This window comes from Nocardiopsis potens DSM 45234, from assembly GCF_000341105.1.
GTDB lineage: Bacteria > Actinomycetota > Actinomycetes > Streptosporangiales > Streptosporangiaceae > Nocardiopsis_A > Nocardiopsis_A potens.
In genome coordinates this window covers 1-22,761 of the sequence record NZ_ANBB01000087.1, presented here as the reverse complement: position 1 = coordinate 22,761, position 22,761 = coordinate 1, and the positions used below count along the sequence as shown (strand labels likewise).

The window sequence follows — 22,761 nt, the reverse complement described above, 5'->3', positions numbered from 1 at the left end:
GAACGACAGAACGGAGCAGAAGAGATGTCGAAGACCGCCGACACCGAGGCGCTGAAGCAGGTCCTGATCGACATGGCCAAGGCGTGGAACGCCGGGGACGGCGCCGGCTACGCCGCCCCCTTCCTCGACGACGCCACCTACATCTCCTACGACGGTCAGCTCGCCGAGGGCCGCCAGGTGATCCAGGACGTCCACCAGATGCTGTTCGACGGCCCGCTCAAGGGCTCCCGGATGGACGACAGCAACCACCAGGAGCCCCGGATCCGGTTCCTCACCGACGACTCCGCGGTGGTCATCTCCATCGGCGGGGTCTCGATCGACGGGGGCGAGCCCACCGACGCCGACCGGGCGTCGATCATCACCCTCACCACGGTCCGCAAGGACGGCGCCTGGCGGATCGCCTCGTTCCAGAACACCCGGCAGCAGCCGCAGTACTGAGCCGCCCGCCCGGCCGGGGCCCGCACCGGCGCCCGTCCTGCGTCCCGCGGACGGGCGCCGCTCCCGGCCCCGGCCGGGCGGACCGACGATCGGAAGGGGAAAGCATGCTGTCACAGGTACTGGCGGTCCTGGCCCTGACCGCCTCCGGTATCGGGGCCGGCGTCCTCACCTCGGTGGCGATCAGCGTCTTCCCCGCGCTCTGCACCATGCCGCCGGGGCGGTACGTGGAGACGCACCGGCTGTTCGGCAAGGGCTTCCACCCGACCATGCCGATCGTGTTCAACGTCGGCATGGTCGCCGCGCTGGCGCTCGCGGTCCTGGAGTGGGGGGAGCCCGCCGCGCTCCCGGCGGCCGCCGGCGCGGTGGCCCTCCTCGCCAGCCAGTGCGTCTCGCACCTGGGGAACGTGCCGATCAACCGCCGGCTGGCGGCGCTCGACCCGGAGCGGATCCCCGACGACTGGGACGATCCGCGCCCGCGCTGGCGGATGCTCAACCGGGTCAGGGCCGGGCTGGCGGTCGCCGCCCTCGTCCTGGTCGGCGGGGCGTCGGCGCTGCTGTAGAGCACGGCGGGGACCGGCGGGGGCGGCTCGGCCGGAGCGGTGCTCCGGTGCCGCCGCCCCCGCGCGCCGGGCCGGCTCAGCCGGAGCGGAAGGCCACCACCAGCGACTCGGGGCCGTCGCCGAGCGGCTGGGCGACCGGGTCCCGGAAGCCCGCGGCGCCGAGCCAGCCGGACAGCTCGCCGAAGGTGTACTCGCCGCCGCCCTCGGCGAAGAGCAGCTGGTCCAGGGCGGACATCAGGGCCCTGTCCCCGGTGCGGCGGTGCTCGTCGATGAGCAGGTCGAACAGGACGACCGCGCCCCCGGGGCGCAGCGCGGAGTGGACATGACCGAGCAGCTTCACCCGGTCCGGGGCGGCCCAGTTGTGCAGGATCCGGCCGAGCACGGCGACGTCGGCCTCCGGGATCGGGTCGGTGAAGAAGTCGCCGGCCGCGAAGTCCACCGAGGCCCACGGCCGCCCGGCGGCGGCCTCCTCGAACGCGCCGCGCAGCTGCGGCAGATCGAAGCAGGTCCCGCGGAGCCGGGGGCGCTCCCGCACCAGCTCGAACGCGAGCGTGCCGTTGGCCCCGCCGACGTCGGTGAAGGAGTCGTAGCGGGTCCAGTCCAGGGCGCGGGCGATGCTCCGCCCCGCGGTCCGGGCGAGCGGCTCCATCGCGCCGATGTAGTCGGCGCTCCACTCGGTGGGCTCCGCCGCCTCCCCACCGCCCTCCTCGGGCATGGCCGCGCAGGGGCGGCCGGTGCGCAGCGAGTCGCCGAGGCTCGGCCAGAGCCAGTACAGCTTGGACTCCAGCGAGAGCCGGGCGCCCAGGTAGGTCCCGGCCTCGGCGGGGTCGAGGTGGAGCGCGGCGGCGGGGGAGTTGGAGTACATCTCGCCGGTCCGCTCCAGCAGCCCGTGCGCGACCAGGGCGTCGAGGAAGGCCGCCGCCCCGCGCGGATGGAGCCCGAGCCGGCGGCGGAGCTCCCGGCCGCTCAGGGCGCCGCCGCGCAGTTCTCCGAAGACCTCCAGCCGGACCGCGGTGAGCAGCAGCTGGGAGACCGCGTACCCCCGCGCCATTCCGGTGATCCGGTCGAGTCCGCTGTCCAAGGCATTCCCCTTTCGGGATCCCGCACCTCGCGCCGTGCCGCGCCGGAGCCGGCCGCGCATACCGGTTCCATGGAATAGGACGTACGAGAAGATGGGAAGCAGTGATGACCGATCAGCACCATTCCGGCCAGGACTGGAAGAAGACGTCGCTCCGCGCGATCGTCCGCACCCTGGGCAGCCCGGCGAAACCGGTCTATGAGGCGTCCGGGGTGATCGAGGCGTCCCTGGAAAAGGTGCGGAGACTTCTCACCGACGTCTCGGCCGGGGAAGTGGGCAAGAAGAACGCCGTCTTCCTGTTCGACCCCTCCGAGGCGCGGGTCGTGCTGGAGGGCGGCCCCGACCGGTTCCGCCTCCCCTACGGGTTCGTGGAGGTGGACCGGGCCCGCGGCACCCTCGCGGTGATGGGGAACTGGTGGTACAAGGGCGTCTTCAGTGCGGAGGAGCACCCCAAGGGCACCCGTCTGGTGCTGCGTGTCTACAACCATGCGAAGCGCTTCAGGATATTCGTTCCGCTCACCCAGGTCGGAATGTCGGACAACGCGGTGAAGACGATGACCGAGACCCTGGGAAGGATCTCCTCGATCCTCGGGCTGAACGCCTACCGGGAGAAGTGAAGGCGATCTCCCGGAGGTTCCGGAACGGTCGGCGCCCGCCGCGGAGGGGCCATCCACCGCGGCGGGCCGGCGGCGATCATGAACCTTTTCAGTGCCAGGTGGTGAACAGGGTCCCGCACCGGGCTCGCCTCCCGGTGGAGGGCCGCTCGAAGCGAATTCGGAAAAGGGGTGCGGACGTGTCGGGTGAAACCGCGTTCATGCTGATCGGAGCCGGTTCATGTATCCTCGGAACATGGTGAGGCCGGAAGGCGGTGGGGTTCTGGGCGGAGCGGAGGACCTCCCCGTTCCCCCGTGGGAGAAGAACCGCTCCTCGAAGCGCTCCGCCCCCAAGCGGAAGCCCCTGACGCCCGAGGTGATCACCGACAAGGCGCTCGAAGTCCTGGACCGCGACGGCCTGGACGCGCTCAGTATGCGGAAGGTCGCCGCCGAGCTCGGCGTCGCCGTTTCCGCCCTCTATGTGCACGTGCGGGACAAGGAGGAACTCCTCCAGGTCATGTACGAGCGGGTCTATTCCGGGTTCCGCGTCCCCGAACCGGACCCGGGGAAATGGCGGTCCCAGGTCAAGGAGATGGCCCGGGAACTGCGCGGGATCCTCCGCTCGCACCGGGACATGGCGCGGATCTCCATGGGGCGGTTCCCCTCCGGCACGGGGATGATCATGCAGCTGGAGCGGATGTTCGCGCTGTTCCTCGCGGCCGGGCTGCCGGCCCCGATCGCCGCCAAGGCCGGCGACATGCTCTCGCTGCTGGTCGAGGGCGTGGTGCTGGAGGACGACATGTGGCACGGCCGGGGCATCCGGGAGTACACCGGGGAGGACTCCGACGAGGTCGGCGACTACTTCTCCCGGCTGCCCGCGGACCGCTTCCCCACCCTCGCCCTGCACGGCGGGCAGCTCCTCTCCGGCTCCGCCGACGAGCGGTTCGAGCTCTTCCTCGACGTCTTCGTCAGCGGCCTGGAGGCCCAGCTGGACCGCTCCCCGCCCGCGCAGGGCTGACCCTTCCCGCCGTCGAGCCGGTCTCGAAGGGGCGCGGGCATCGTGGTGCGCACCGGGCACACCGGCCGCCGTGCGGGCACGGGCCGGAACGGACGACGGTGACGCCGCCGTGCCCGGGGCGGCGGGTTAGGGGTTGTGCACCATGAGCGCTGAAGAGAAGAAGAAGGTCGCGGCGGCGGACGTCGAGCCCAACCGCCGGCGCGGCGGCGACATCCGGCTGACGCTGGGCCCCCGGACGGTCGGCGCGACCTCGGGTTTCGGCGGTTTCCTCACGCTCGCTCCGGAGGAGGTCGTCACGGAGCACTACCACCCGTACTCCGAGGAGTTCCTCCACGTCATCACGGGGGAGCTGGAGATGTCCCTGGACGGGGAGCCGGTCCGGCTGGGCCCGGGCGAGTCGCTGATGGTCCCCATCGGCGTCCGCCACCGCCTGGTCAACGTGGGCGGCTCCGAGGCGAGCGCGGTCTTCCACCTCTCCCCGCTCGCGCCCCGGCCGGAGCTGGGCCACGTCGACACCGAGGAGCCGGTCGACGCCTCCCAGCCGCACGTCCAGGTGGGCACGCGCCCGTAGCGGCCGGGGTGCGGCGGCCGGCCGCCGCACCCCAGCCCCCGTGCCCGCGGTGGAACGGCCGCGCACCGCGGTCACGGGCGGGACTCACCAGGCGACCGGCAGGCGCACCGGGCACCTGATCGGCTTCGCGGTGTTCCACTCCAGCGAGTCCAGCGGTTCGGCGGGCCGGATCCCGGGGAAGCGCCGCAGCAGCCCGCCGACGGCGATCGACAGCTGCAGCCGGGCCAGGTGCGCCCCCAGGCAGCGGTGCGGGCCGTGCCCGAACGCGATGTGCCGGGCGCCCTCCCGGTCCGGGTCGAACACGTCCGGGTCGGCGAAGGCCTCCGGGTCCCGGTTGGCCGCCACGGTCGAGGGCAGGACCGCCTCGCCGGCACGGATCAGCCGGCCGCCCAGCTCGGCGTCGGCGACGGCGACCCGGATGGTGCCGCCGGTCATCGCGATGGGCACGTAGCGGAGCAGCTCCTCCACCACCGGCCCGCGGAGGCGGTCCCCGTCGAGCAGCCCGCTCCGGTCCCCGGGGCGGGAGAGCAGCACGACCATGGAGCCGGCGATCTGCGCGGCGACCGTCTCGTACCCGGCCACCAGCAGCGTGGTCGCGAACGAGCGCAGCTCGGCGGCGCTGAGCCGGCCCTCGGTGTGCGCCTGCACCAGCGCCCCGAACACGTCGTCGGAGGGGGCGCCGATGCGCTCCTCGACCAGCCCGGCGAAGTGGTCGTCGAGCCGGCGCGCGGCCTCCGCGGCCGCGTCCGCCCGGTCCGGGCCGAGGCCGAGGTAGTCCTCGGTCCACTCGCGGAACCGGCCGCGCTCCTCCTCGGGGAGGCCGAGCAGGTCGCAGATGACGCCGAGCGCCAGCGGCTGCGCCAGGCCGGCCACCAGGTCCGCGCCGGAGCCCCGCCCCATCGCGTCGAGCAGCGAGCCGGTCGCGGCCTCGATCCGCCCGGCGAGCCGGTCCAGCCGGCGCGGGCTGAACGCCCCGCCGAGGACCCGCCGCAGCCGGGTGTGCTCGGGCGGGTCCATGGTGGTGATCGAGTGCGGGTCGAGCGGGATGTTCCGGGCCCGGGGCGAACCGGAGCGCGCGGCCGCCGCCCGGCTGAACCGCTCGTCGGAGAAGAGCGCGAGGTTGTCGGCGTACCGGGTGACCAGCCAGGCCCGGTCGCCGGAGGGGAGCCGGACCGGGGCGACCGGGCGGTCGCCGCGCATCTCGGCCAGCTCCGGCGCGGGCTCGGAGGGCACCTCGGAGGAGAGCGGGAAGCGCAGCTCGCGCTCGGTTCCGGAGGTCATCGGCGGCCGCCCCCCAGGGTGGCCCGGCCGAGGGCGGCGGCCAGCGCCTCCGCGGGGGCCGCCGGGGCGGCGGCGGTGCGCCAGCCGACGAAGCCGTCCGGCCGGACCAGCACCGCGCCGCGGGGGCCGACCCCGTACCGGGAGCGGAACTCCGCCGCGGCCTCCTCGGGGACGCGCACGGAGCGCAGCCGGGCCCCGCCCGCGGCCGCCGACGCCGCGGCCCGGCGCCAGGCGGGGTCCAGGGCGACCAGCGCGAACTCTTCGCCGTACCGGTCCAGCAGGGATCCGCCGCCGGGGAGTTCGACGTGCGGCGCCCGGGTGCCGGGCAGGCCGCGGGCGTCGGAGAGGAACACCCCCTCGGGGGCGCCCTCCTCCTCGGCGATCGCCTCGGAGGAGTACCGGTAGCCGAGCATGACGTCGGCGTCCGGGGCGATCGGCGCGGACGCCCCGCCGCCCTTCCCACCGGCCCGGTCCCGGGAGCGCAGCACCGCCTGCTCCACGGTGGCCTCGGCCACCGGCCGGCGCTCGGCCTCGTAGCCGTCCAGCAGCCGCGCGCCGGCCTCGCCGCGCAGCACCGCCGCCAGCCTCCAGGCCAGGTCGTAGGCGTCCTGGATGCCGGTGTTCGAGCCGAACGCGCCGGTGGGCGGCATCACGTGCGCCGCGTCGCCGATGAAGAAGACCCGGCCCTCCCGCCAGCGCGCGGCGACCCGGCCGGCCGACTCCCAGGGCAGGACGCCCCGGACGTCGACGTCGAGCGAGGGCAGGCCGGTCGCGGCGCGGACCATGGCGGCGCAGCCGTCCGGGTCGAACCGGTGCCGCTCGGCCTCCCAGTCCGGGCCGATGGGCACGTGCAGCAGCCACCGCCGGACGTTGTCGATCGGCAGCAGCGCGCCCTGGAGCCCCTCCTGCTTGACGTAGCACATGACGAACCGCCGGTCCCCGAGGGCGGCGGAGAGGTCGGCGTGGAAGTAGACGTTGGCGAAGTTCGCCAGCGCGCCCGGGCCCTCCATCGGGATCGACAGCCGGCGGCGGAGCGGGCTCCCCGCTCCGTCGGCCGCGACGACGTGGTCGGCGTCGATCCGGAAGGAGGCGCCGGAGGAGAGGTCGCGGACGGTCGCGGCCTCCTCCTTCAGGTCGGTCAGCTCGTGCCCGAAGAGCAGCCGCGCGCCGTGCGCGCGGGCCCGCTCGGCCAGCAGCGGCTCCAGCTCGTCCTGGTCGCACAGGGCCCAGTGGGTGGGGCTGACGTCCCGCCAGGCGTCCGGGCGGGGGTCGGCGGTGTGCGCCCCCTCCATCCGGCCGAACTCCTCGCCGGCCAGGGAGCGGGCCGCGATGATCCCGTGGTTGCCGGCCAGGGCGCGGGCCGACTCGGTCGCCCGCACCTGCGGCTCCAGCCCGGCGGCGCGCAGGATCTCCATGGTGCGCACGTTGACGCCGCGGGCCCGGGGGTGGGTGCTGGTGCCGGCGTGCCGCTCCACCAGCACGCTGTCGATGCCGCGCCGGGCCAGGAAGAGCGCCATGGACAGGCCGGCCAGGCCGCCGCCCACGATCAGCACGGAGGTGTGGTCGGGTGTGCTCGTCTCGGTCATGGCTGTGTGCCTCACTGTTCCGTTTCCGAAGGGGGTCAGGAGAGCGCGGGGACCCGGGCGAGGGCCGCCTCGACCCGGGGCATCTCCGGGGTGGTCGGGGCGACGATCCGCATGCCGGAGACCCGGCCGGGGTCGGAGCCGGAGAAGATGCGGACGGCGACCCCCGCCTCGACCAGCCGCCGGTACACCGGCCGGGGGTCCTCCAGGTGGACGAAGCGGTAGTGCGCCTCGGCGCCCGGTACCACCGCGTCGCCGAACCGGTCGGTGAGCAGCCTCTCCAGCCGGCGCCCGTTCTCCACCAGGGAGGAGAGGGTGGCCGAGGCCCAGGCGCGGGCGCTCAGCGCGGCGGTCGCCGCGGCGGCGTCCAGGTAGGAGATCGGCCAGTTCAGCAGGGAGCGCCGGATCCGCTCGCGCAGCTCCGCGTCCCGGGTCCACATGGCCCCGGTGCGCACCCCGGCGATGCCGAACGGCTTGTTGGGGGACTGCAGCACCACCACGTTGTCCAGGCCGGAGGAGGTCATGGAGCCCTCCGCGCCGGCGGTGAAGTCGATGTAGGCCTCGTCCACGATGAGCACCGAGCCGGGGTTGGCGGCGCAGATCCGGACCAGCTCGTCCCGGGGGACGCTGATGCCGAGCGGGTTGTTCGGGTTGGAGAGCACGGTGAACCGGTTCCGGCGCATGGCCCGCTCCACCCGCTCCGCCCGGGCCGCGGCGGTGTCCCGGGCCCCCGCGGCGGGCCCGGTGTGCCGGGGGAAGAGCCGGATGGTGTCGGTGTAGTCCGGGGTGACGACCGTGCTCTCCTCCGCCGGGCAGACCCGCGCGAGCAGGGTGAGGAACTCGGTGATCCCCCGCCCGGCCAGCAGGTGCGCCGGGTCGACCCCCATGTGCTCGGCGTAGGCCGCGGTGAACTCGTCCGACGCGGCGTAGGGGTGCGGGAGCAGAGCGCGGGCGTCGACCGAGGCGAGGGCCTCCCGGACGGTGGGGGGAGGGCCGTAGCGGTTGACGCAGGTGCTCAGGTCGAGGACGTTCCGTGCACCGGGGAGGTGCCTCAGGTCGCCCCCTTGGCGGTGGGCCGCCCCCGTCGCCGGGACGGGAAGAGGCGTGTGCGTGGGCATTTGTCGTCGCTCCTCGGATCGGTTCCGGACAACGGCGCGGCCGGCGGAGCCGCCGAGCCCAGCCCCGATGATCGGCGGTCGCCCTCGAATCCCCGTCGAGACGGGCGGCGGGCCGTACTCCGTCCACCGGCCCTCAAGCGGTTCCCGGGCGGCGCTTGAGCAGGGGTCCGGAGACTGGCCGTCGGTACGAGCGCCGAAGACGGCGAGGGAAGGGAAGGCAGGGAGATGAACGCAGACGCCGACAAGGTCGGAGCGGGGCTGGTGGCGGTCCTGAACGCGGTCTCGGCCGGGACCGCGGCCCAGGTGTTCGCCGCCGCGATCGAGATCGACGTGTTCGGTGCGGCCGCCGGGGAGCCGGTCGGGGCCGAGCGGATCCGGGAGCGGCTCGGCCTGCACCCCAGGGCGGTGCCGGACTTCCTCGACGCGCTGGCCGCGATGGGCCTGATGGTGCGCGAGGACGGCGGGTACCGGTCCACGGCCGCCGCGGAGCGCCACCTCAGCGCCGCCTCCGACGAGTTCATCGGCCACTTCGTCGCCGGAGCGGACGCCGGCGACCTGGTCCGGCTGCTGCGCACCGGGATGCCGCCGGAGCGCCCGGAGGAGGAGGGCGGCGACCCCTACGCCGACCCGGCGGTCGCCCGGTCCTTCATCGCGTTCATGGACTCGATGAACGCGATGATCGACGACGACCTGCTGGCCGCCGTCGACTGGAGCCGGTACACCTCCTTCACGGACGTGGACGGCTCCCGGGGCGGGCTGGCGGCCGCGCTGGTCGCCGCGCACCCGCACCTCACCGGGACGGTGGTGGACCGGCCGGAGGTCGAGGCGGCCTTCGAGGAGAGGTTCGCCGGCGACCCGGCGCGGTCCCGGGTCTCCTTCCGGGCGTCCGGGGACGGCCCGCTGCCCGAGGCCGAGGTCGTGCTCGTCGGCGGGGTCCTGCACGACATCTCGATGAGCGAGCGGAAGGAGCTGCTGCGCCGGGTGTACGACGCGGTCGCCCCGGGCGGTGTCGCGCTGGTCTACGACATCATGCTGGACGACGAGCGGACCCGGCTCGACCCGCTGCTGGGCAGCCTGCAGATGATGATGACGGTCCCCGACGGCGGCAAGTACACCGCCGGGGAGTGCCGCGCCTGGGTGGAGGCGGCCGGCTTCGCCCGCACCGAGGTGCGGCCGATGGGCGTGGACACCCTGATCGAGGCCCGGAAGGCCTGACCGGGAGCGTTCGGCCCCTGCGCGCGGTGCGGCGCCGCGTCGCAGGGGCCGAACCCGGTTCCGGACGCGGTGCGCCCCGAGCTCCCCGATGATCTTGGATCTCGACGTTGCGGGCCGGGACGGGGCGGGCCGGAGCAGGGCGGAGGCGGAGGCGGGAGGGGACCGGCCGGCCGGTCAAGCGCGGCGCCCCGCGGAGTGAGGGTTCAGGCGGGCGGCGAGGGCGAGAGGGCGTGCCGGCCGGTCGGTCGGGCGCGGCGTCTCGCGGAGCGAAGGTTCAAGCCAGCGGCGACGGTGCCGGTAGGGGCGGGGCCGGGCGTCTCACCCGGGTGCGGCGTCTCGCGGAGCGAAGGTTCAAGCGGGCAGCGAGGGCGGGGTGGGGCACCGGCCGGTCGGTCCGGCGCGGCAGAGCGGGGCGGGAGCGGTCGGGGCTGGCAGAGGGGGCAGGATCGCCGTGCCCGCGTCGCCTCGGGCGCCGGGCCGGCCGCCCCTGAAATCGCCACACTTCCCTGACCTGGGTAAATACGCAGGGTGATGGTGCTGGAGGGCACCCTGCGCACCGCGAGAGCACCCCGGTGATTCCTGAGCGCGCATCCCGGCCCGGATCGGCCCCCTGGCAGCTCGAACGAGGCTGATCGGGCCGGTGATCGGGGATTCGAGCCGCCCGCAAGGCCGCAAAGCAGAGGGCCGGAACCCGGGAAGAGCAGGAGTGGGGGCGAGATGTCGCTTTTGTTCTCTCGCAGGGCCCCGCTTGGCCACTCTGGGTAACCAGAGAAGGAGCGGCGGGGGCTTCGGGGCTTACTACTCGCTGGTAGATGCAATCGGGGTGCCGCCGGGGTGCGCAGGGCGCTCCCACCCCTGCCCGATCCCCGCCGCAAACCCGGCATATAGGGATAAGGTCCCCTGCTTGGCGCAGGTCGGGCCGGTGAACGCGGCGCCCGGCCCCTCCCGCCCTCGCTGCCGGTTTGAACCCCGGCCCCGTGGAGCCCGCGCCCGGGCGACCACCCCCACCCCGTCCCTACCGCTGCCCGTCTTGACCTTCGCTCCGTGGGGCGCCGCGCCCGACCGACCGGCCGGCCCCTGCCCCTGCCGTCGCTGCCCGCCTGAACCCCGGCCCCGTGAGGCGCCGCGCCCGGGCGACGCCTGCCCCCGCCCCTGCCGCTGCCGTCGCCGCCCGTCTGAACCTGCACTTCGCGGGGCGCCGCGCTGGACCGGCCGGCCGGTACGCCCTCCTCGCCCTCGCCGCCTGCTTGGACCTTCGCTCCGCGATGCGCCGCGCTGGACCGACCGGCCGGCCGGCCGCTGCCCCTCCCCGCCCTCGCCGCCTGCTTGGACCCTCACCCCGTGGGGCGCCGCGCTCGGGCGGCCGCTTTCGCGCCGCGCCGAGCCGCGCCGAGCCGCGGGGCCGGATCGCCGGGGCGCCGGGGCGCCGGCTCACATGACGATGCGGACTCCGCTGCGGAGCCAGAGGTCCAGGTTGAGCAGCATCTCCACGTCGGACCGGGCCGCCCAGGCGCCCGGGCCGGAGGCCAGGCGCTGCGGGGCGGTGGCCGTCTCGCGGGCCGCGGAGGCGTCGACGAAGTCCGACAGCGGCGAGGTGGGGTCGTCCAGGGTGCTCAGCAGCTGCTTGCAGAGCAGCTCCGCGTAGCGCCCGTCCTGGGTCACCGGGTAGGGGCTCTTCCGCCGGTCCAGGATCTCGTCCGGCACCACACCCCGGAACGCGGCGCGGAGCAGGCTCTTCTCCCGGCCGTCGAAGCTCTTGATCGACCAGGGGATGTTGTAGGAGTACTCCACCAGGGCCGGGTCGCAGTAGGGGACGCGGACCTCCAGGCCGCACGACATGGAGAACCGGTCGCCGCGGTCGAGCAGCGACGGCAGCCAGCGCGTCATGTGCATGAAGTCGATCTCGCGGATCCGGCGCTGCAGCGCGCTCTCGCCCGGCAGGTGCGGCGTCTGCGCGATCGCCTCCTCGTACTGCGCCTGGATGTAGCCGGGCAGGTCGAGCGCCTCCATCAGGGAGCCGTCGAGGAGGCCGCAGCCGAGCCCGCGGCTGGCCCTCCCGTGCAGCTGCCCGACGGCCACCCAGGGGAAGGTCGGGGCGTTCATCAGCTCGGGGTTGTGCGACCACAGGAAGCCGGCGAACACCTCGTCGGCGGTGTCGCCGGACATCGCGACGCCCACGTGCTGCTTGACCCGGTTGAACAGCAGGTAGAGCGAGGCGTCCATGTCGCCGAGCGCGGTCGGCTGGTCCTGGCGCTCCACCACGGCGGCGCGGACCTCCGGGTCGGCCAGCTCCTCGGGGGTCAGCTCGATCCGGGTCATGTCGAGGTTCAGGCGCTCGCCGAGGAGCCGGGCGTACTCGATGTCGGGGGTGGCGCGGACCTCGTCGGGGCGGAAGTTCTCCTCGTAGCCGGTGAAGGTCATGGCGAAGCCGCGGGCCGGCTCGCCCTCCTCGCGCAGCCGCGGGGCGGCCAGCGCCGCGATCGTGCTGGAGTCGATGCCGCCGGAGACGAGCAGGCCGCGCGGGATGTCCGCGACCAGCTGCTCGATGATCGTGCCGCCCACCATCGACCGGACCGCGGAGACGGTCTCCTCCAGGTCGTGCGGGTGCTCCCGGGCGGTCAGGCTCCAGTAGTGCTCCTCGGTGACCCGGCCGTCCCGGATCCGCAGCAGGTGGCCGGGGCGGACCTCGTCGATGCCCCGGTAGATGGCGGAGCCGGGCGTCTTGGCCTGGCTGAACATCTCGCGCAGGCCGTCGGCGTCCACGGTCGGCTCCAGCTCGGGGTGGCAGAACATCACCTTGGGCTCGGAGCCGAACAGCAGCCCGGAGGAGGTCTGCGCGTAGAAGAGCGGCTTGACGCCCATGTGGTCGCGGATGAGCAGCAGCTCCTGGGTGCGCTCGTCCCACACCGCGAAGGCGAAGATGCCGTGCAGCCGGTGCACGCACTCGGTGCCCCACTCCAGGTAGCTGCGGAGCAGCACCTCGGTGTCGCTGTCGGTGCGGAACCGGTGCCCCAGGGCGGACAGCTCGCGCCGGAGCTCCCGGTAGTTGTAGATCTCCCCGTTGTAGCAGATGGTCGCCAGCGGGCGGCCGTCCGATTCGACGGTCATCGGCTGCTGCCCGCTCTCCGGGGCGATGACCGAGGTCCGGGTGTGCCCGAAGGCGGCCCGCTCCCCCGTCCAGACGTCCTGCTCGTCGAGCCCCCTGCAGAGCATGACCTCGGTCATCCGGTGGATGACGTGCCGGTTCGGGGCGCCGCCCTGCCAAACGATCAGTCCGGCGATTCCGCACATGCGGTTCACTCCCTCTCTGCGCGACCTGGTCCGCCGCGTCTCGTGCCAGATGATCGCCGCCCCCGGTCGACGGCTGCTCAAGGCTCGGACGTCACCGGACGGCCCCGGCGCGGCACGCTGTGCTTCTGCCGCCGGTCTAATCCGGATCGAGTGCCGCTCCGCCGGCGGGTGCCACCTTCGACCTGCGCACATTCCAGGCGAATCAGGCGAGAGGAACGAGACCGTGCACAGGACCCTTATCGTCGCCCGGCTGCAGGAGGCACGGGACATCCGCGGCATCGCGGAGACCTTCGCGGAGTCCGACGCGACCGAGCTGCCGCACATGGTGGGGGTGTCCCGGCGCACCCTCTTCTCCTTCCACGACCTCTACTTCCACCTGGTCGAGGCCGACCAGGACATCAAGCCCGACCTGGACCGGGCCCGCAAGCACCCGCTCTACACCCAGGTCAGCGAGACGCTCACGCAGTTCGTGTGGCCCTACGACCCGAACTGGAAGGAGCCCCGGGACGCCATGGCGGACCCGTTCTACGTGTGGACCGCCGAGAAGGGGCGCGAGCTGTGAGACGCGCCGTCATCACCGGGATCGGCGCGGTCGCGCCCGGGGGCGTCGGCCGGGAGGCGTTCTGGGACGTCCTGCTCGCGGGCAAGGGGCGGACCCGGACCATCACCTTCTTCGACGCCTCCGAGTTCCGGTCGCGCATCGCCGCCGAGGTGGACTTCGACCCGTTCCAGGCGGGCCTGGGCCACCAGGAGGTCCGCCGGATGGACCGGGCGGCGCAGTTCGCGGTGGTCTGCGCCCGCGAGGCCGCGGCCGACAGCGGCCTGGAGGTCTCCGCCCTCGACCCCGGCCGGCTCGGGGTGACCATCGGCAGCGCGGTCGGCTGCACGATGAGCCTCGAAGAGGAGTACCGGGTCCTCTCCGACGGCGGCCGGAAGTGGCTGGTGGACCACACCTACGGGGTCCCGCACCTGTACGAGCAGATGGTGCCGAGCTCGCTGGCGGTCGAGGTCGCCGCCGATGTGGGCGCCGAGGGGCCGGTCTCGCTCATCTCCACCGGGTGCACCTCGGGCCTGGACTCGCTGGGCTACGGGGTGCAGCTGGTGGAGGAGGGCAGCGCGGACGTCGTGTTCGCCGGCGCCACCGACGCCCCGCTCTCCCCGATCACCTCCGCCTGCTTCGACGCGATCAAGGCGACCACCCCGGAGAACGACGCCCCGGAGCAGGCCTCCAAGCCGTTCGACGCCCGCCGCCGCGGGTTCGTCCTCGGCGAGGGCGCCGCGGTGATGGTGATCGAGGAGTACGCGGCGGCCCGGGCCCGCGGCGCGCGGATCTACGCCGAGATCGCCGGCTTCGCCGGCCGCAGCAACGCCTTCCACATGACCGGCCTCAAACCCGACGGCCGGGAGATGGCCGAGGCGATCCGGGTCGGCCTCGGCAAGGCCAAGGTGAACCCCGAGGAGATCGACTACGTCAACGCGCACGGCTCCGGGACCAAGCAGAACGACCGGCACGAGACGGCCGCCTTCAAGCGCAGCCTGGGCGACCACGCCTACAAGGTCCCGGTGAGCTCGATCAAGTCGATGGTCGGGCACTCGCTCGGCGCGATCGGCGCGATCGAGGTCGCCGCCTGCGCGCTGGCGATCGACCGCCAGGTGGTGCCGCCCACGGCCAACCTGCACGAGCGCGACCCCGAATGCGACCTGGACTACGTCCCGCTGACGCCGCGGGAGCACCGGATCCGCAACGTCCTCAGCGTCGGCAGCGGGTTCGGCGGCTTCCAGAGCGCGATGGTGCTGAGACGGCCCGAGGAGGTGCCGGCGTGAGCGCGCCCGAAATGGTCATCACCGGTCTCGGCGTGGTCGCCCCGACCGGCCTGGACGCCGAGGAGCACTGGTCCGCGGTGCTCTCCGGGAAGAGCGGGATCGGGCGGATCACCCGGTTCGACCCGTCCGGCTACCCGGTCGTCCTCGGCGGCGAGGTGCCCGACTTCACCGCCAAAGAGCGCATCCCGCAGCGGCTCGTCCCGCAGACCGACCACTGGACGCACATGGCCCTCTACGGGGCCGAGGCGGCCCTCGGCGACGCCGGGGTCGACCCCGCAGAGCGGTCCGAGTACGAGATGGCCGTGGTGACCTCCAGCTCCTCGGGCGGCACGGAGTTCGGCCAGAACGAGATGTCCGGGCTGTACGGAAAGGGGCCCGGCTGGGTCGGCGTCTACCAGTCCATCGCCTGGTTCTACGCCGCCACCACCGGCCAGATCTCGATCCGGAACGGGATGCGCGGGCCGTGCGGGGTGGTCTGCGCCGAGCAGGCCGGCGGCCTCGACGCGATCGGCCAGGCCCGGCGCCTGCTCCGGGACGACGTCCGGATGGTGGTGACCGGGGGGACCGACGCCTCCCTGTGCCCCTACGGGCTGGTCGCCCAGATGCAGACCGGCCTGCTGTCGGAGTCGGAGGACACGGCCCGCGCCTACCTCCCGTTCGACGCCGACGCCTGCGGCTACGTGCCGGGCGAGGGCGGCGCGATCCTGATCGCCGAGCGCGGCGAGGAGGCCGCGGAGCGGGGCGCCGGGTACGGCGCGGTCCTGGGCTACGCCTCCGGGTTCGAGCCCCCCGGCCGCCCGTCCTCGCTGGCCCGCACCCTCCGCCGGGCGCTGGACGACGCCCGGGTCGACCCCGGGGACGTGGACGCGGTGTTCGCCGACGGGATGGGCGACCTCCGCCAGGACCGGATCGAGGCGGACGCGATCGCGTCCGTGTTCGGGCCGGGGGCCGTACCGGTCACCGCACCCAAGGTGCTGAGCGGCCGGCTCTACGGCGGCGGCGCGCCGCTCGACGTGGCCACCGCCCTGCTCGGCATCCGCGACGGCGTCGTCCCGCACACCCCCGGGACCACCCGCCCGGTGGACGGCATCGACCTCGTCCGCGACCAGCCCCGGGAGACCGGGCCGCGGACGGTGCTGGTCATCGCCCGGGGCTACGGCGGGTTCAACGCCGCGCTGGTCCTCGGCGCCCTCGAACGCTGAACCGGCGACACCACCAAGGAAGCGAGGAGCGGAACCGATGAGCGAATTCACCCTGCAGGAGCTGCGGAACGTGGTGAAGGCGGCGGTCAACGCCGACGACCTCGGCGAGATCGGCGAGGAGACGCTGGACACCGAGTTCATCGAGCTGGGCTACGACTCGCTGGCCCTGCTCGAGGTGCTCAGCGTGATCCAGCGCGAGTACGGCCTCCGGCTGCCGGACGAGGCGACGGAGAGCATGCAGACGCCGGGCGAGGCCCTGGCCTACATCAACGAGCGGTTCAAGGCCGCGGAAGGGAGCCGGTAATGGGCGGGCGCACCGACAACGAGGTCCTGATCGAGGCCCCGATGGACCTCGTCTGGGAGATGACCAACGACGTGGAGTCCTGGCCGAACCTGTTCACCGAGTACGCCAAGGCCGAGATCCTGCAGCGGCTCGCCGAGGACACCATCCGCTTCCGGCTCACCCTCCACCCCGACGACCAGGGGAACCAGTGGAGCTGGGTGTCCGACCGGACGGTGAACGAGGCCGAGCGCACCACCCACTCCAAGCGGGTGCAGACCGGGCCGTTCAAGTACATGTCGCTGTTCTGGGAGTACACCGAGACCGACGGCGGCGTGCGGCTGCGCTGGGTGCAGGAGTTCGAGATGAAGCCGCAGGCCCCGGTCACCCAGGAGGCCATGACCGAGCACCTGAACAAGAACACGGTCATCCAGATGGGCCACATCAAGGAGCGGATCGAGGCCCGGGCCGCCCGCTCGGCCGACGCCGGCTAGGGGGAGCAGTGGAAGCAGTGGTGGCCGCGGCGCTCCCGCTGGTGCTGCTGGCGAACGGGCTCGGGGCGGGGGTGCTGATCAACACCCAGCTGGGCGGCATGGCCTACCTGGACGCCCTGCCGGCCGACCGGTACGTGCACGCCCACGCGTTCTACTCGACGCGCTACGACCCGTTCATGCCGGTGTGCATCTGCGCGACCGCGCTCGGATCGGCCCTGCTGGCCGCCGTCGGCGGCCCCCCGGCGGCGCAGGCCCTGCACGGCCTGGCCGCGCTGCTGGCGCTGGCCACGATCACCGTCTCGGTCACCAAGAACGTGCCGGTGAACAAGTGGATCCAGTCGCTCGACCCGGACCGGCTGCCGGAGGACTTCGGGCGGCTGGACCCGCGCAGGCCGTGGGGCATGTGGAACCGGGTCCGGGCCTGGCTGCTCACCGCGGCGCTGGCGGCCAACTGCGCGGCCGTCCCCCTACTGATCTGACCGACCAGGACGCGAACAGAGGAGATCCGCAATGGAACTGAACGTCACCGGCAAGAAGGCCCTCGTCACCGGGGGGACCCGGGGTGTGGGGCGCGGCATCGTGCTGGCGCTCGCCCGGGCCGGGATGGACGTGCTCACCTGCTACCGGCAGGAGAGCGAGCACGTCGAGTCCCTGGAGCGGGAGCTGAAGGAGATCGGCGGGCGGCACCGCCTGTTCCAGGTCGACCTGGCCGACCCGGACGGCCCCGCCGCCCTGCTGGCCGAGGCCGAGCGGCTGTACGGCCGGCTCGACCTGGTGGTCAACAACGCCGGCACGATCACCCACGTCCCCTACGGCGAGCTGCCGCTGTCGGACTGGAACAAGATCATCGCCACCAACCTGACCGCCGCCCACCTGGTCGTCCAGCACGCGCTGCCGCTGCTGACCGAGGACGCCTCGGTGATCAGCGTCGGGTCGAAGTCCTCCGAGGTGGGCATCCCGCTGCGGTCGCACTACACCGCGACCAAGGCCGCGCTGCGCGGCCTGAGCCGCTCGCTGGCCAAGGAGTTCGGCCACAAGGGCTGGCGGTTCAACGTGCTCGCCCTCGGCGTGATCGAGACCGAGGCCCTGCACGAGCTCCCCGAGGAGCGGCGCAAGGCCATGCTGGAGCGGTACGAGCCCAAGACCGCGCTCGGCCGGCTGGGCACCCCCGACGAGGTGGCCGGCGCCGTCCTCTGGCTCGCCAGCGACCTGTCCCGGTACGTCACCGGCTCGGTCGTGCACGTGGACGGGGGGATCTCGTGAGCGCCGCCCCCTTCAGGGTCCTGCTGCGGATGGACGTCAAGCCGGGCAAGGCGGAGGAGTTCGTCGCGGCGTGGACCGAGAACTCGGCCGCCGTCACCGGGCACCCGGCCAACCTGGGCCAGTCCCTGTCCCGCAGCACCGAGGAACCGGACGTGTTCTACATCTTCAGTGAATGGGCCAGCGAGGAGGGGTTCCGGGAGTTCGAGGACAGCCCCGGGCACCTGGAGCACCGCGCGCAGCTGCACCCGTTCCGCTCCGGCGGGTCGATCGCCTTCCTGGACCTGGTCGCGGAGGTCCGCGGCGGCGCCCGCCCGGAGCAGGACTGAGAGGGGTTCGATGAGCGGAGAGATCCGGGTCCTGCTGTACCACTCCACCCCCGACACCGAGGGGATCGAGGCCGCCTACCACCAGGTCAGCAAGGAGATGGCCGGCGTACCGGGGCTGATCGACAACGAACTGCTGCGCTCGGAGACCGACCCCGGCGAGTTCGTGGTGTGCAGCAGGTGGGCGAGCCGCGAGGACTTCGACCGCTGGGAGCAGGGCCCCGAGCACAAGCGGCAGACCGCGCCGCTGCGCCCCTACCGGCACACCGGGATGGAGAAGCCGTACGGCTTCTACCGGGTGGCGGCGCTCTACACCAACACGTCCGGCGCCCGAGCGGGACGGGAACGGAGCGGGGGATGACCGCCACGGACGAACGCGCCTCCGGAGCGGCCGCGGGCGGCGGCTTCATCGCCTGCGGCTCCTGCCGGATGCTGGTCTACGGCAAGCGCCACCGGCGGCTGCTCGGGGTCTGCCCGGAATGCGGCGCGCCCAGCCGGCTCGGGGCCGGGGAGCGCCTGGACGCGCTCCTCGACCCCGGCTCCGCGGTCCCGGTGCCGGTGGGGGCCGCGGCGGTCGACCCGCTCGGCTTCACCGACACCCGGCCCTACCCGGAGCGGCTGGCCCGGGCCAGGGCCGACACCGGGCTGGACGACGCGGTCGCGGTGGTCCGCGGCACCGTCCAGGGCCACCCGCTGGTCGTCGCGGTGATGGACTTCCGGTTCCTCGGCGGCAGCCTCGGCTCCGCCGCGGGGGAGGCGGTCACCGCGGCGGCCGAGGCCGCCCTGGCCGACCACACGCCCCTGCTGGTGGTGACCGCCTCCGGCGGCGCCCGGATGCAGGAGGGGGCGCTCGCGCTGATGCAGATGGCCAAGACCAGCGCGGCAATGGCCGACCTGGACGAGGCGGGGCTGCTCACCATCACCCTGGTGACCGACCCCACCTACGGCGGGGTCTCCGCCTCGTTCGCCACCCTCTCCGACGTCATCCTGGCCGAGCCCGGGGCCCGGATGGGCTTCGCCGGGGCCCGGGTGATCCGGCAGACCATCAACCAGGAGCTGCCGGAGGGGTTCCAGACCGCCGAGTTCCTGCTCCGGCACGGCCTGGTCGACGGGGTCTGCGAGCGCGGCGCGCTGCGCGGCGCCGTCGGCCGGCTGCTCGCCGCGGCGTCCTCCCCGCCCGGGGAGGAGCCGGCCGGGCCCGACCCGGTGGTCCGCTCCCCGGAGCGGCTGCCCGAGCGGAGCCCGGACGAGGCGGTCCGGCTGGCCCGGCACATCGACCGGCCCACCGGCCTGGACCACATCGGCCTGTGGGCCGAGGGCTTCGTCGAGCTGCACGGGGACCGGGCCGGCGAGGACTGCCCGGCCGTGGTCGGCGGCCCCGCGACGGTGGCCGGCACGCCGGTCATGCTGATCGCGCACCAGAAGGGGCACACCACCACCGAGCTGGTCCGGCGGAACTTCGGCATGCCCTCCCCGGCCGGCTACCGCAAGGCGCGGCGGCTGATGCTGCTCGCGGCGAAGCTGGGGCTCCCGGTGGTCACCCTGATCGACACCCCCGGCGCCTACCCCGGGGTCAGCGCGGAGGAGCAGGGGCAGTCGAACGCCATCGCGGAGTGCCTGCGGACCATGGCGTCGCTCCCGGTGCCCATCGTCTCGGTGGTCACCGGCGAGGGCGGCAGCGGCGGCGCACTGGCACTGGGCATGGGCAACACCGTGCTGATGTGCGAGAACGCGATCTACTCGGTGATCAGCCCGGAAGGGTGCGCCGCGATCCTGTGGAAGGGCCCGGACGGCGCCTCGAAGGCCGCGTCCGCGCTGCGGCTGAGCGCGCGCCCGCTGCTGGAGCTGGGCGTCGTGGACGGGGTCGTCCCGGAGCCGGAGGGCGGCGCGCACACCGACCCGTCCGCGGCGAGCACGGCCGTCCGGGACGCCGTCGCGGCCGCCCTGGCCGACCTGGAGTCCTGCGCGGACCCCAGGGCCGGCCGGCGGCGGAGGTTCCGCGCGTTCGGGCAGGCGGCACCGGTATCCGACCGCTCTGTTGAGGAGGAAGTGCTGTGACCATGCCGGAACTGGGGCGGAAGGACGACGCCCCCGACACCAGCGGTTCCATCGATGCGGCACTGGCCGAGCTCGGCGCCCAGGCGGCGCTGGAGGCGCTGGTCCGCAGCGTCGCCGACGTCGCCGCCGCCGGGACGGTCCCGCCGCGGCGGCTGAGCGTCCGGTTCGGGTGCGCCGCCATCGACGTCGACTGGTCCGAGCCGGCGGTCCAGGAGCCGGCCGCCCGGCCGCTCCCGGCGGCCGCCGCCCCGGTCCCGGCCGCCGAGCCCGCGGCCTCGGCGGACGGGGACGACGGGCTGGAAGCGGTGAAGGCGCCGCTGGTCGGCACCTTCTACCGCGCCCCAGAGCCGGGGGCGCCGCCCTTCGTCGAGGTGGGCGACGAGGTCAAGCCGGGCCAGCAGGTCGCGATCATCGAGGCGATGAAGCTGATGAACAGCGTGGAGGCGGACACCGCCGGCCGGGTGGTGCAGGTCCTCCCCGCCGACGGCGACCCGGTCGAGTACGACCAGCGCCTGATCGTCATCGAGCCCCTGGAGGAGGGATGAACCCCCCGTTCGACACGGTGCTCGTCGCCAACCGGGGCGAGATCGCGCTGCGGGTGGTCCGCTCGCTGCGCGAGCTGGGCTGCCGCAGCGTGGTGGTGTACTCCACCGCCGACCGGGACTCGGCCGCCGTGCGGCAGGCCGACGCCGCGGTCCACATCGGCCCCGGCCCGTCCAAGAAGAGCTACCTGTACGCCCCGGCGGTGGTCGAGGCGGCGCTGCAGACCGGCGCCCAGGCCGTGCACCCCGGCTACGGGTTCCTCTCCGAGGACCCCGACTTCGCCGAGATCTGCGCGGAGAACGGGATCACCTTCATCGGCCCGGCGCCGGGGGTGATGGCCGAGCTGGGCGACAAGGCCCGCGCCCGCCGGCTGATGACCGAGGCCGGGCTGCCGGTGCTGCCGGGGACGACCGACCCGGTGGGCACGGCGGCCGAGGTGGAGGAGGTCGCGTCCCGGATCGGCCTGCCGCTGATCATCAAGGCCGCGGCGGGCGGCGGCGGCCGGGGCATGGCCGTCGTCCGCTCCCGGGACGAGCTCGTCCCGGCCTACCGGGCGACCCGGGCCGCGGCCCAGGCGGTCTTCGGGGACGACCGGGTCTATGTGGAGCGGTTCCTGGAGAACGCCCGCCACGTCGAGGTGCAGGTGCTCGCGGACGGCTCCGGCGAGGTGGTGTGCCTGGGCGAGCGGGACTGCTCGGTGCAGCGCAACCACCAGAAGCTCATCGAGGAGAGCCCGGCGGTGGGGCTGCCGCCCGGCACGGTGGACGAGCTCTGCCGCCAGGCGGCGGCGGGCGCGCGGGCCGTCGGCTACACCGGCGCGGGCACCTTCGAGTTCATCGTCTCCGGCGACGAGGTCTCCTTCATCGAGGTCAACTGCCGGCTCCAGGTGGAGCACCCGGTCACCGAGCAGGTCACCGGGGTCGACATCGTCCGCGAGCAGATCCGGGTCGCGGCCGGGCTCCCGCTGTCGGCGGAGGCGCTCGGCTTCCGCACCGGCGGGGCGTCGATCGAGTGCCGGGTGAACGCCGAGGACCCGGCGCGGGGGTTCGCCCCGTGCCCGGGGCTGATCACCGAGTTCGTGCCGCCCGGCGGCCCGTTCGTCCGGGTGGACACCGCGGCCTACCCGGGGTGGAGGGTCCCCTCCGAGTACGACTCCCTGATCGCCAAGGTGATCGTCTGGGCACCCGACCGGGAGCAGGCCGTCGAGCGGATGGACCGGGCGCTGGCCGAGTTCCGGATCGAGGGCCAGGGCGTGCGCACCACCATCCCGCTGCTCCGCGAGGTCCTGGCCGACCCGGTCTTCCGCGCGGCCGGCCACACCACCTCCTACCTGGCCGAGCGCGGGCTGCGGGTGGCGGCATGAGCGGCGGTGGGAAGAACGGCCGCGGAAAGAGCGGCGAGGGAGAGAACGGCGGAGAGGAGGGGCCCGTGTCCGAAGGCGTGTTCCGGGCGGTGCTCCGGATGGAGATCCGGCCCGGCACCGGGCCGGAGTTCGAGCGGACGTGGGCCGGGATCGCCCGGTCGATCTCGGCCGAGTCGGCCAACCTCGGGCAGTGGCTGCTCCGGGAGAGCGGCGGCGCGGACGTCTACTACGTGCTGACCGACTGGACGGACGAGGCCGGGTTCCGGAAGTTCGAGCTCAGCGAGCCGCACGTGCGCAACCGCGAGCTGCTCGGGCGGTACCGGCAGGCCGGCTCCATGGAGACGATGACCCTGGTGCACAGGGCGGCCCCCTGAGGCCGGAGCCTCAGGGGGCCGCCCGGACCGGTGCGGCGGCGCCTTGGCCGTAGCGCGCCGACTCGGTGGCCGGCGGGGTGCGAGGGGATCTTTCCCCGAGCGCCCCGCCCTTCTCCGTCCGGACCCGGTTTCCCCTCATCCTCCGGACGCGCCTCCGGAGGGGGACGAGACGGCCGCGCGGGCCGGGGAGCGGGCGGACCGGAACAGATCAGAGCCGGTCAGAGCAGATCAGGGTAGTACGCGGTCCTCCTCCAGCAGCCCCTGATGGATCCGCTGCAGCTCCACCGAGGG

At 73.9% G+C, this 22,761-nt stretch carries 24 protein-coding genes; 19 read left to right on the top strand and 5 right to left on the bottom strand.

What is annotated here, in order from left to right; genetic code table 11:
* Positions 1-24: 24 nt before the first annotated feature.
* Both D459_RS0128890 and D459_RS0128885 read left to right on the top strand, forming a co-directional pair.
* Entirely contained in the window at positions 25-438 is a 414-nt protein-coding gene (locus D459_RS0128890; protein ID WP_017596477.1) for an SgcJ/EcaC family oxidoreductase, read from the top strand.
* A 104-nt stretch (positions 439-542) separates the two neighbouring features.
* Positions 543-998 (top strand): DUF1772 domain-containing protein, encoded by a 456-nt coding sequence (locus D459_RS0128885; RefSeq protein ID WP_017596476.1) that lies wholly within the window; start codon positions 543-545, stop codon positions 996-998.
* A gap of 76 nt (positions 999-1,074) precedes the next feature.
* Here the strand turns inward: D459_RS0128885 and D459_RS0128880 are convergent, their stop codons facing one another.
* Positions 1,075-2,079 (bottom strand): methyltransferase, encoded by a 1,005-nt coding sequence (locus D459_RS0128880; protein WP_017596475.1) that lies wholly within the window; start codon positions 2,077-2,079, stop codon positions 1,075-1,077.
* A gap of 104 nt (positions 2,080-2,183) precedes the next feature.
* On the opposite strand from D459_RS0128880, the gene D459_RS33215 reads away from it, so the two are divergent.
* The 3 genes from D459_RS33215 (at position 2,184) to D459_RS0128865 (ending at position 4,258) form a co-directional block, all read left to right on the top strand.
* On the top strand, positions 2,184-2,693 hold the full coding sequence (locus D459_RS33215; protein WP_017596474.1) for a hypothetical protein: 510 nt from the start codon (positions 2,184-2,186) through the stop codon (positions 2,691-2,693).
* Between the two features lie 232 nt (positions 2,694-2,925).
* Positions 2,926-3,687 (top strand): TetR/AcrR family transcriptional regulator, encoded by a 762-nt coding sequence (locus D459_RS0128870; RefSeq protein ID WP_081620746.1) that lies wholly within the window; start codon positions 2,926-2,928, stop codon positions 3,685-3,687.
* A 142-nt stretch (positions 3,688-3,829) separates the two neighbouring features.
* Positions 3,830-4,258 (top strand): cupin domain-containing protein, encoded by a 429-nt coding sequence (locus tag D459_RS0128865; RefSeq protein ID WP_017596472.1) that lies wholly within the window; start codon positions 3,830-3,832, stop codon positions 4,256-4,258.
* An 84-nt stretch (positions 4,259-4,342) separates the two neighbouring features.
* Here D459_RS0128865 and D459_RS0128860 read toward each other — a convergent pair whose 3' ends face one another.
* From D459_RS0128860 to D459_RS0128850, 3 genes are read right to left on the bottom strand one after another with little or no spacing between them, the layout of a single operon-like run.
* On the bottom strand, positions 4,343-5,539 hold the full coding sequence (locus D459_RS0128860; protein ID WP_017596471.1) for a cytochrome P450: 1,197 nt from the start codon (positions 5,537-5,539) through the stop codon (positions 4,343-4,345).
* Positions 5,536-7,125: an FAD-dependent oxidoreductase gene (locus D459_RS33210; RefSeq protein ID WP_017596470.1), complete on the bottom strand. Its 1,590-nt coding sequence runs from the start codon at positions 7,123-7,125 to the stop codon at positions 5,536-5,538. The genes D459_RS0128860 and D459_RS33210 overlap by 4 nt, the downstream gene beginning before the upstream one ends.
* Before the next feature lie 35 nt (positions 7,126-7,160).
* Positions 7,161-8,240, bottom strand: a complete 1,080-nt coding sequence (locus tag D459_RS0128850) for an aminotransferase class I/II-fold pyridoxal phosphate-dependent enzyme (protein ID WP_017596469.1) — start codon at positions 8,238-8,240, stop codon at positions 7,161-7,163.
* Between the two features lie 225 nt (positions 8,241-8,465).
* Between D459_RS0128850 and D459_RS0128845 the strand changes: the two genes are divergently transcribed.
* A complete protein-coding gene (locus D459_RS0128845) occupies positions 8,466-9,455 on the top strand; it encodes a methyltransferase (protein ID WP_017596468.1) in 990 nt (329 codons plus the stop codon).
* Positions 9,456-10,886: 1,431 nt separating this feature from the next.
* Here the strand turns inward: D459_RS0128845 and asnB are convergent.
* Complete coding sequence (gene asnB / locus D459_RS0128840) at positions 10,887-12,746, bottom strand: asparagine synthase (glutamine-hydrolyzing) (protein WP_017596467.1); 1,860 nt, start codon at positions 12,744-12,746, stop codon at positions 10,887-10,889.
* A gap of 223 nt (positions 12,747-12,969) precedes the next feature.
* Here asnB and D459_RS0128835 point away from each other — a divergent pair, with 223 nt between their 5' ends.
* The 13 genes from D459_RS0128835 (at position 12,970) to D459_RS0128775 (ending at position 22,470) form a co-directional block, all read left to right on the top strand.
* Positions 12,970-13,308, top strand: coding sequence for a TcmI family type II polyketide cyclase (locus D459_RS0128835; protein WP_017596466.1), 339 nt, complete (start codon positions 12,970-12,972; stop codon positions 13,306-13,308).
* Positions 13,305-14,570 (top strand): beta-ketoacyl-[acyl-carrier-protein] synthase family protein, encoded by a 1,266-nt coding sequence (locus D459_RS0128830; protein WP_017596465.1) that lies wholly within the window; start codon positions 13,305-13,307, stop codon positions 14,568-14,570. Before D459_RS0128835 ends, D459_RS0128830 begins: the two co-directional genes overlap by 4 nt.
* Positions 14,571-14,581: 11 nt before the next feature.
* Positions 14,582-15,772: a ketosynthase chain-length factor gene (locus tag D459_RS0128825; protein ID WP_017596464.1), complete on the top strand. Its 1,191-nt coding sequence runs from the start codon at positions 14,582-14,584 to the stop codon at positions 15,770-15,772.
* Positions 15,773-15,809: 37 nt separating this feature from the next.
* Positions 15,810-16,076 carry an acyl carrier protein gene (locus D459_RS0128820; RefSeq protein ID WP_017596463.1) on the top strand — a complete coding sequence of 89 codons (267 nt, stop codon included), beginning with the start codon at positions 15,810-15,812 and terminating at the stop codon, positions 16,074-16,076.
* Positions 16,076-16,546, top strand: a complete 471-nt coding sequence (locus D459_RS0128815) for an SRPBCC family protein (RefSeq protein WP_017596462.1) — start codon at positions 16,076-16,078, stop codon at positions 16,544-16,546. The genes D459_RS0128820 and D459_RS0128815 overlap by 1 nt, the downstream gene beginning before the upstream one ends.
* A gap of 8 nt (positions 16,547-16,554) precedes the next feature.
* Complete coding sequence (locus tag D459_RS0128810) at positions 16,555-17,025, top strand: DUF1772 domain-containing protein (RefSeq protein ID WP_241485147.1); 471 nt, start codon at positions 16,555-16,557, stop codon at positions 17,023-17,025.
* Between the two features lie 31 nt (positions 17,026-17,056).
* Complete coding sequence (locus D459_RS0128805) at positions 17,057-17,809, top strand: SDR family NAD(P)-dependent oxidoreductase (RefSeq protein WP_017596460.1); 753 nt, start codon at positions 17,057-17,059, stop codon at positions 17,807-17,809.
* Positions 17,806-18,135, top strand: a complete 330-nt coding sequence (locus D459_RS0128800; RefSeq protein WP_017596459.1) for an antibiotic biosynthesis monooxygenase family protein — start codon at positions 17,806-17,808, stop codon at positions 18,133-18,135. The genes D459_RS0128805 and D459_RS0128800 overlap by 4 nt, the downstream gene beginning before the upstream one ends.
* Before the next feature lie 10 nt (positions 18,136-18,145).
* The gene (locus tag D459_RS0128795; RefSeq protein ID WP_017596458.1) at positions 18,146-18,493 is read left to right on the top strand and encodes an antibiotic biosynthesis monooxygenase family protein; all 348 of its coding nucleotides are present in this window, start codon (positions 18,146-18,148) and stop codon (positions 18,491-18,493) included.
* Complete coding sequence (gene accA / locus D459_RS0128790) at positions 18,490-20,190, top strand: acetyl-CoA carboxylase carboxyl transferase subunit alpha (RefSeq protein WP_017596457.1); 1,701 nt, start codon at positions 18,490-18,492, stop codon at positions 20,188-20,190. The genes D459_RS0128795 and accA overlap by 4 nt, the downstream gene beginning before the upstream one ends.
* A gap of 2 nt (positions 20,191-20,192) precedes the next feature.
* Complete coding sequence (gene accB / locus D459_RS0128785; protein WP_241485148.1) at positions 20,193-20,735, top strand: acetyl-CoA carboxylase biotin carboxyl carrier protein; 543 nt, start codon at positions 20,193-20,195, stop codon at positions 20,733-20,735.
* On the top strand, positions 20,732-22,096 hold the full coding sequence (locus D459_RS0128780) for an acetyl-CoA carboxylase biotin carboxylase subunit (RefSeq protein ID WP_017596455.1): 1,365 nt from the start codon (positions 20,732-20,734) through the stop codon (positions 22,094-22,096). Before accB ends, D459_RS0128780 begins: the two co-directional genes overlap by 4 nt.
* 65 nt (positions 22,097-22,161) lie before the next feature.
* Positions 22,162-22,470, top strand: a complete 309-nt coding sequence (locus tag D459_RS0128775) for an antibiotic biosynthesis monooxygenase family protein (RefSeq protein ID WP_017596454.1) — start codon at positions 22,162-22,164, stop codon at positions 22,468-22,470.
* Positions 22,471-22,761: the final 291 nt, after the last annotated feature.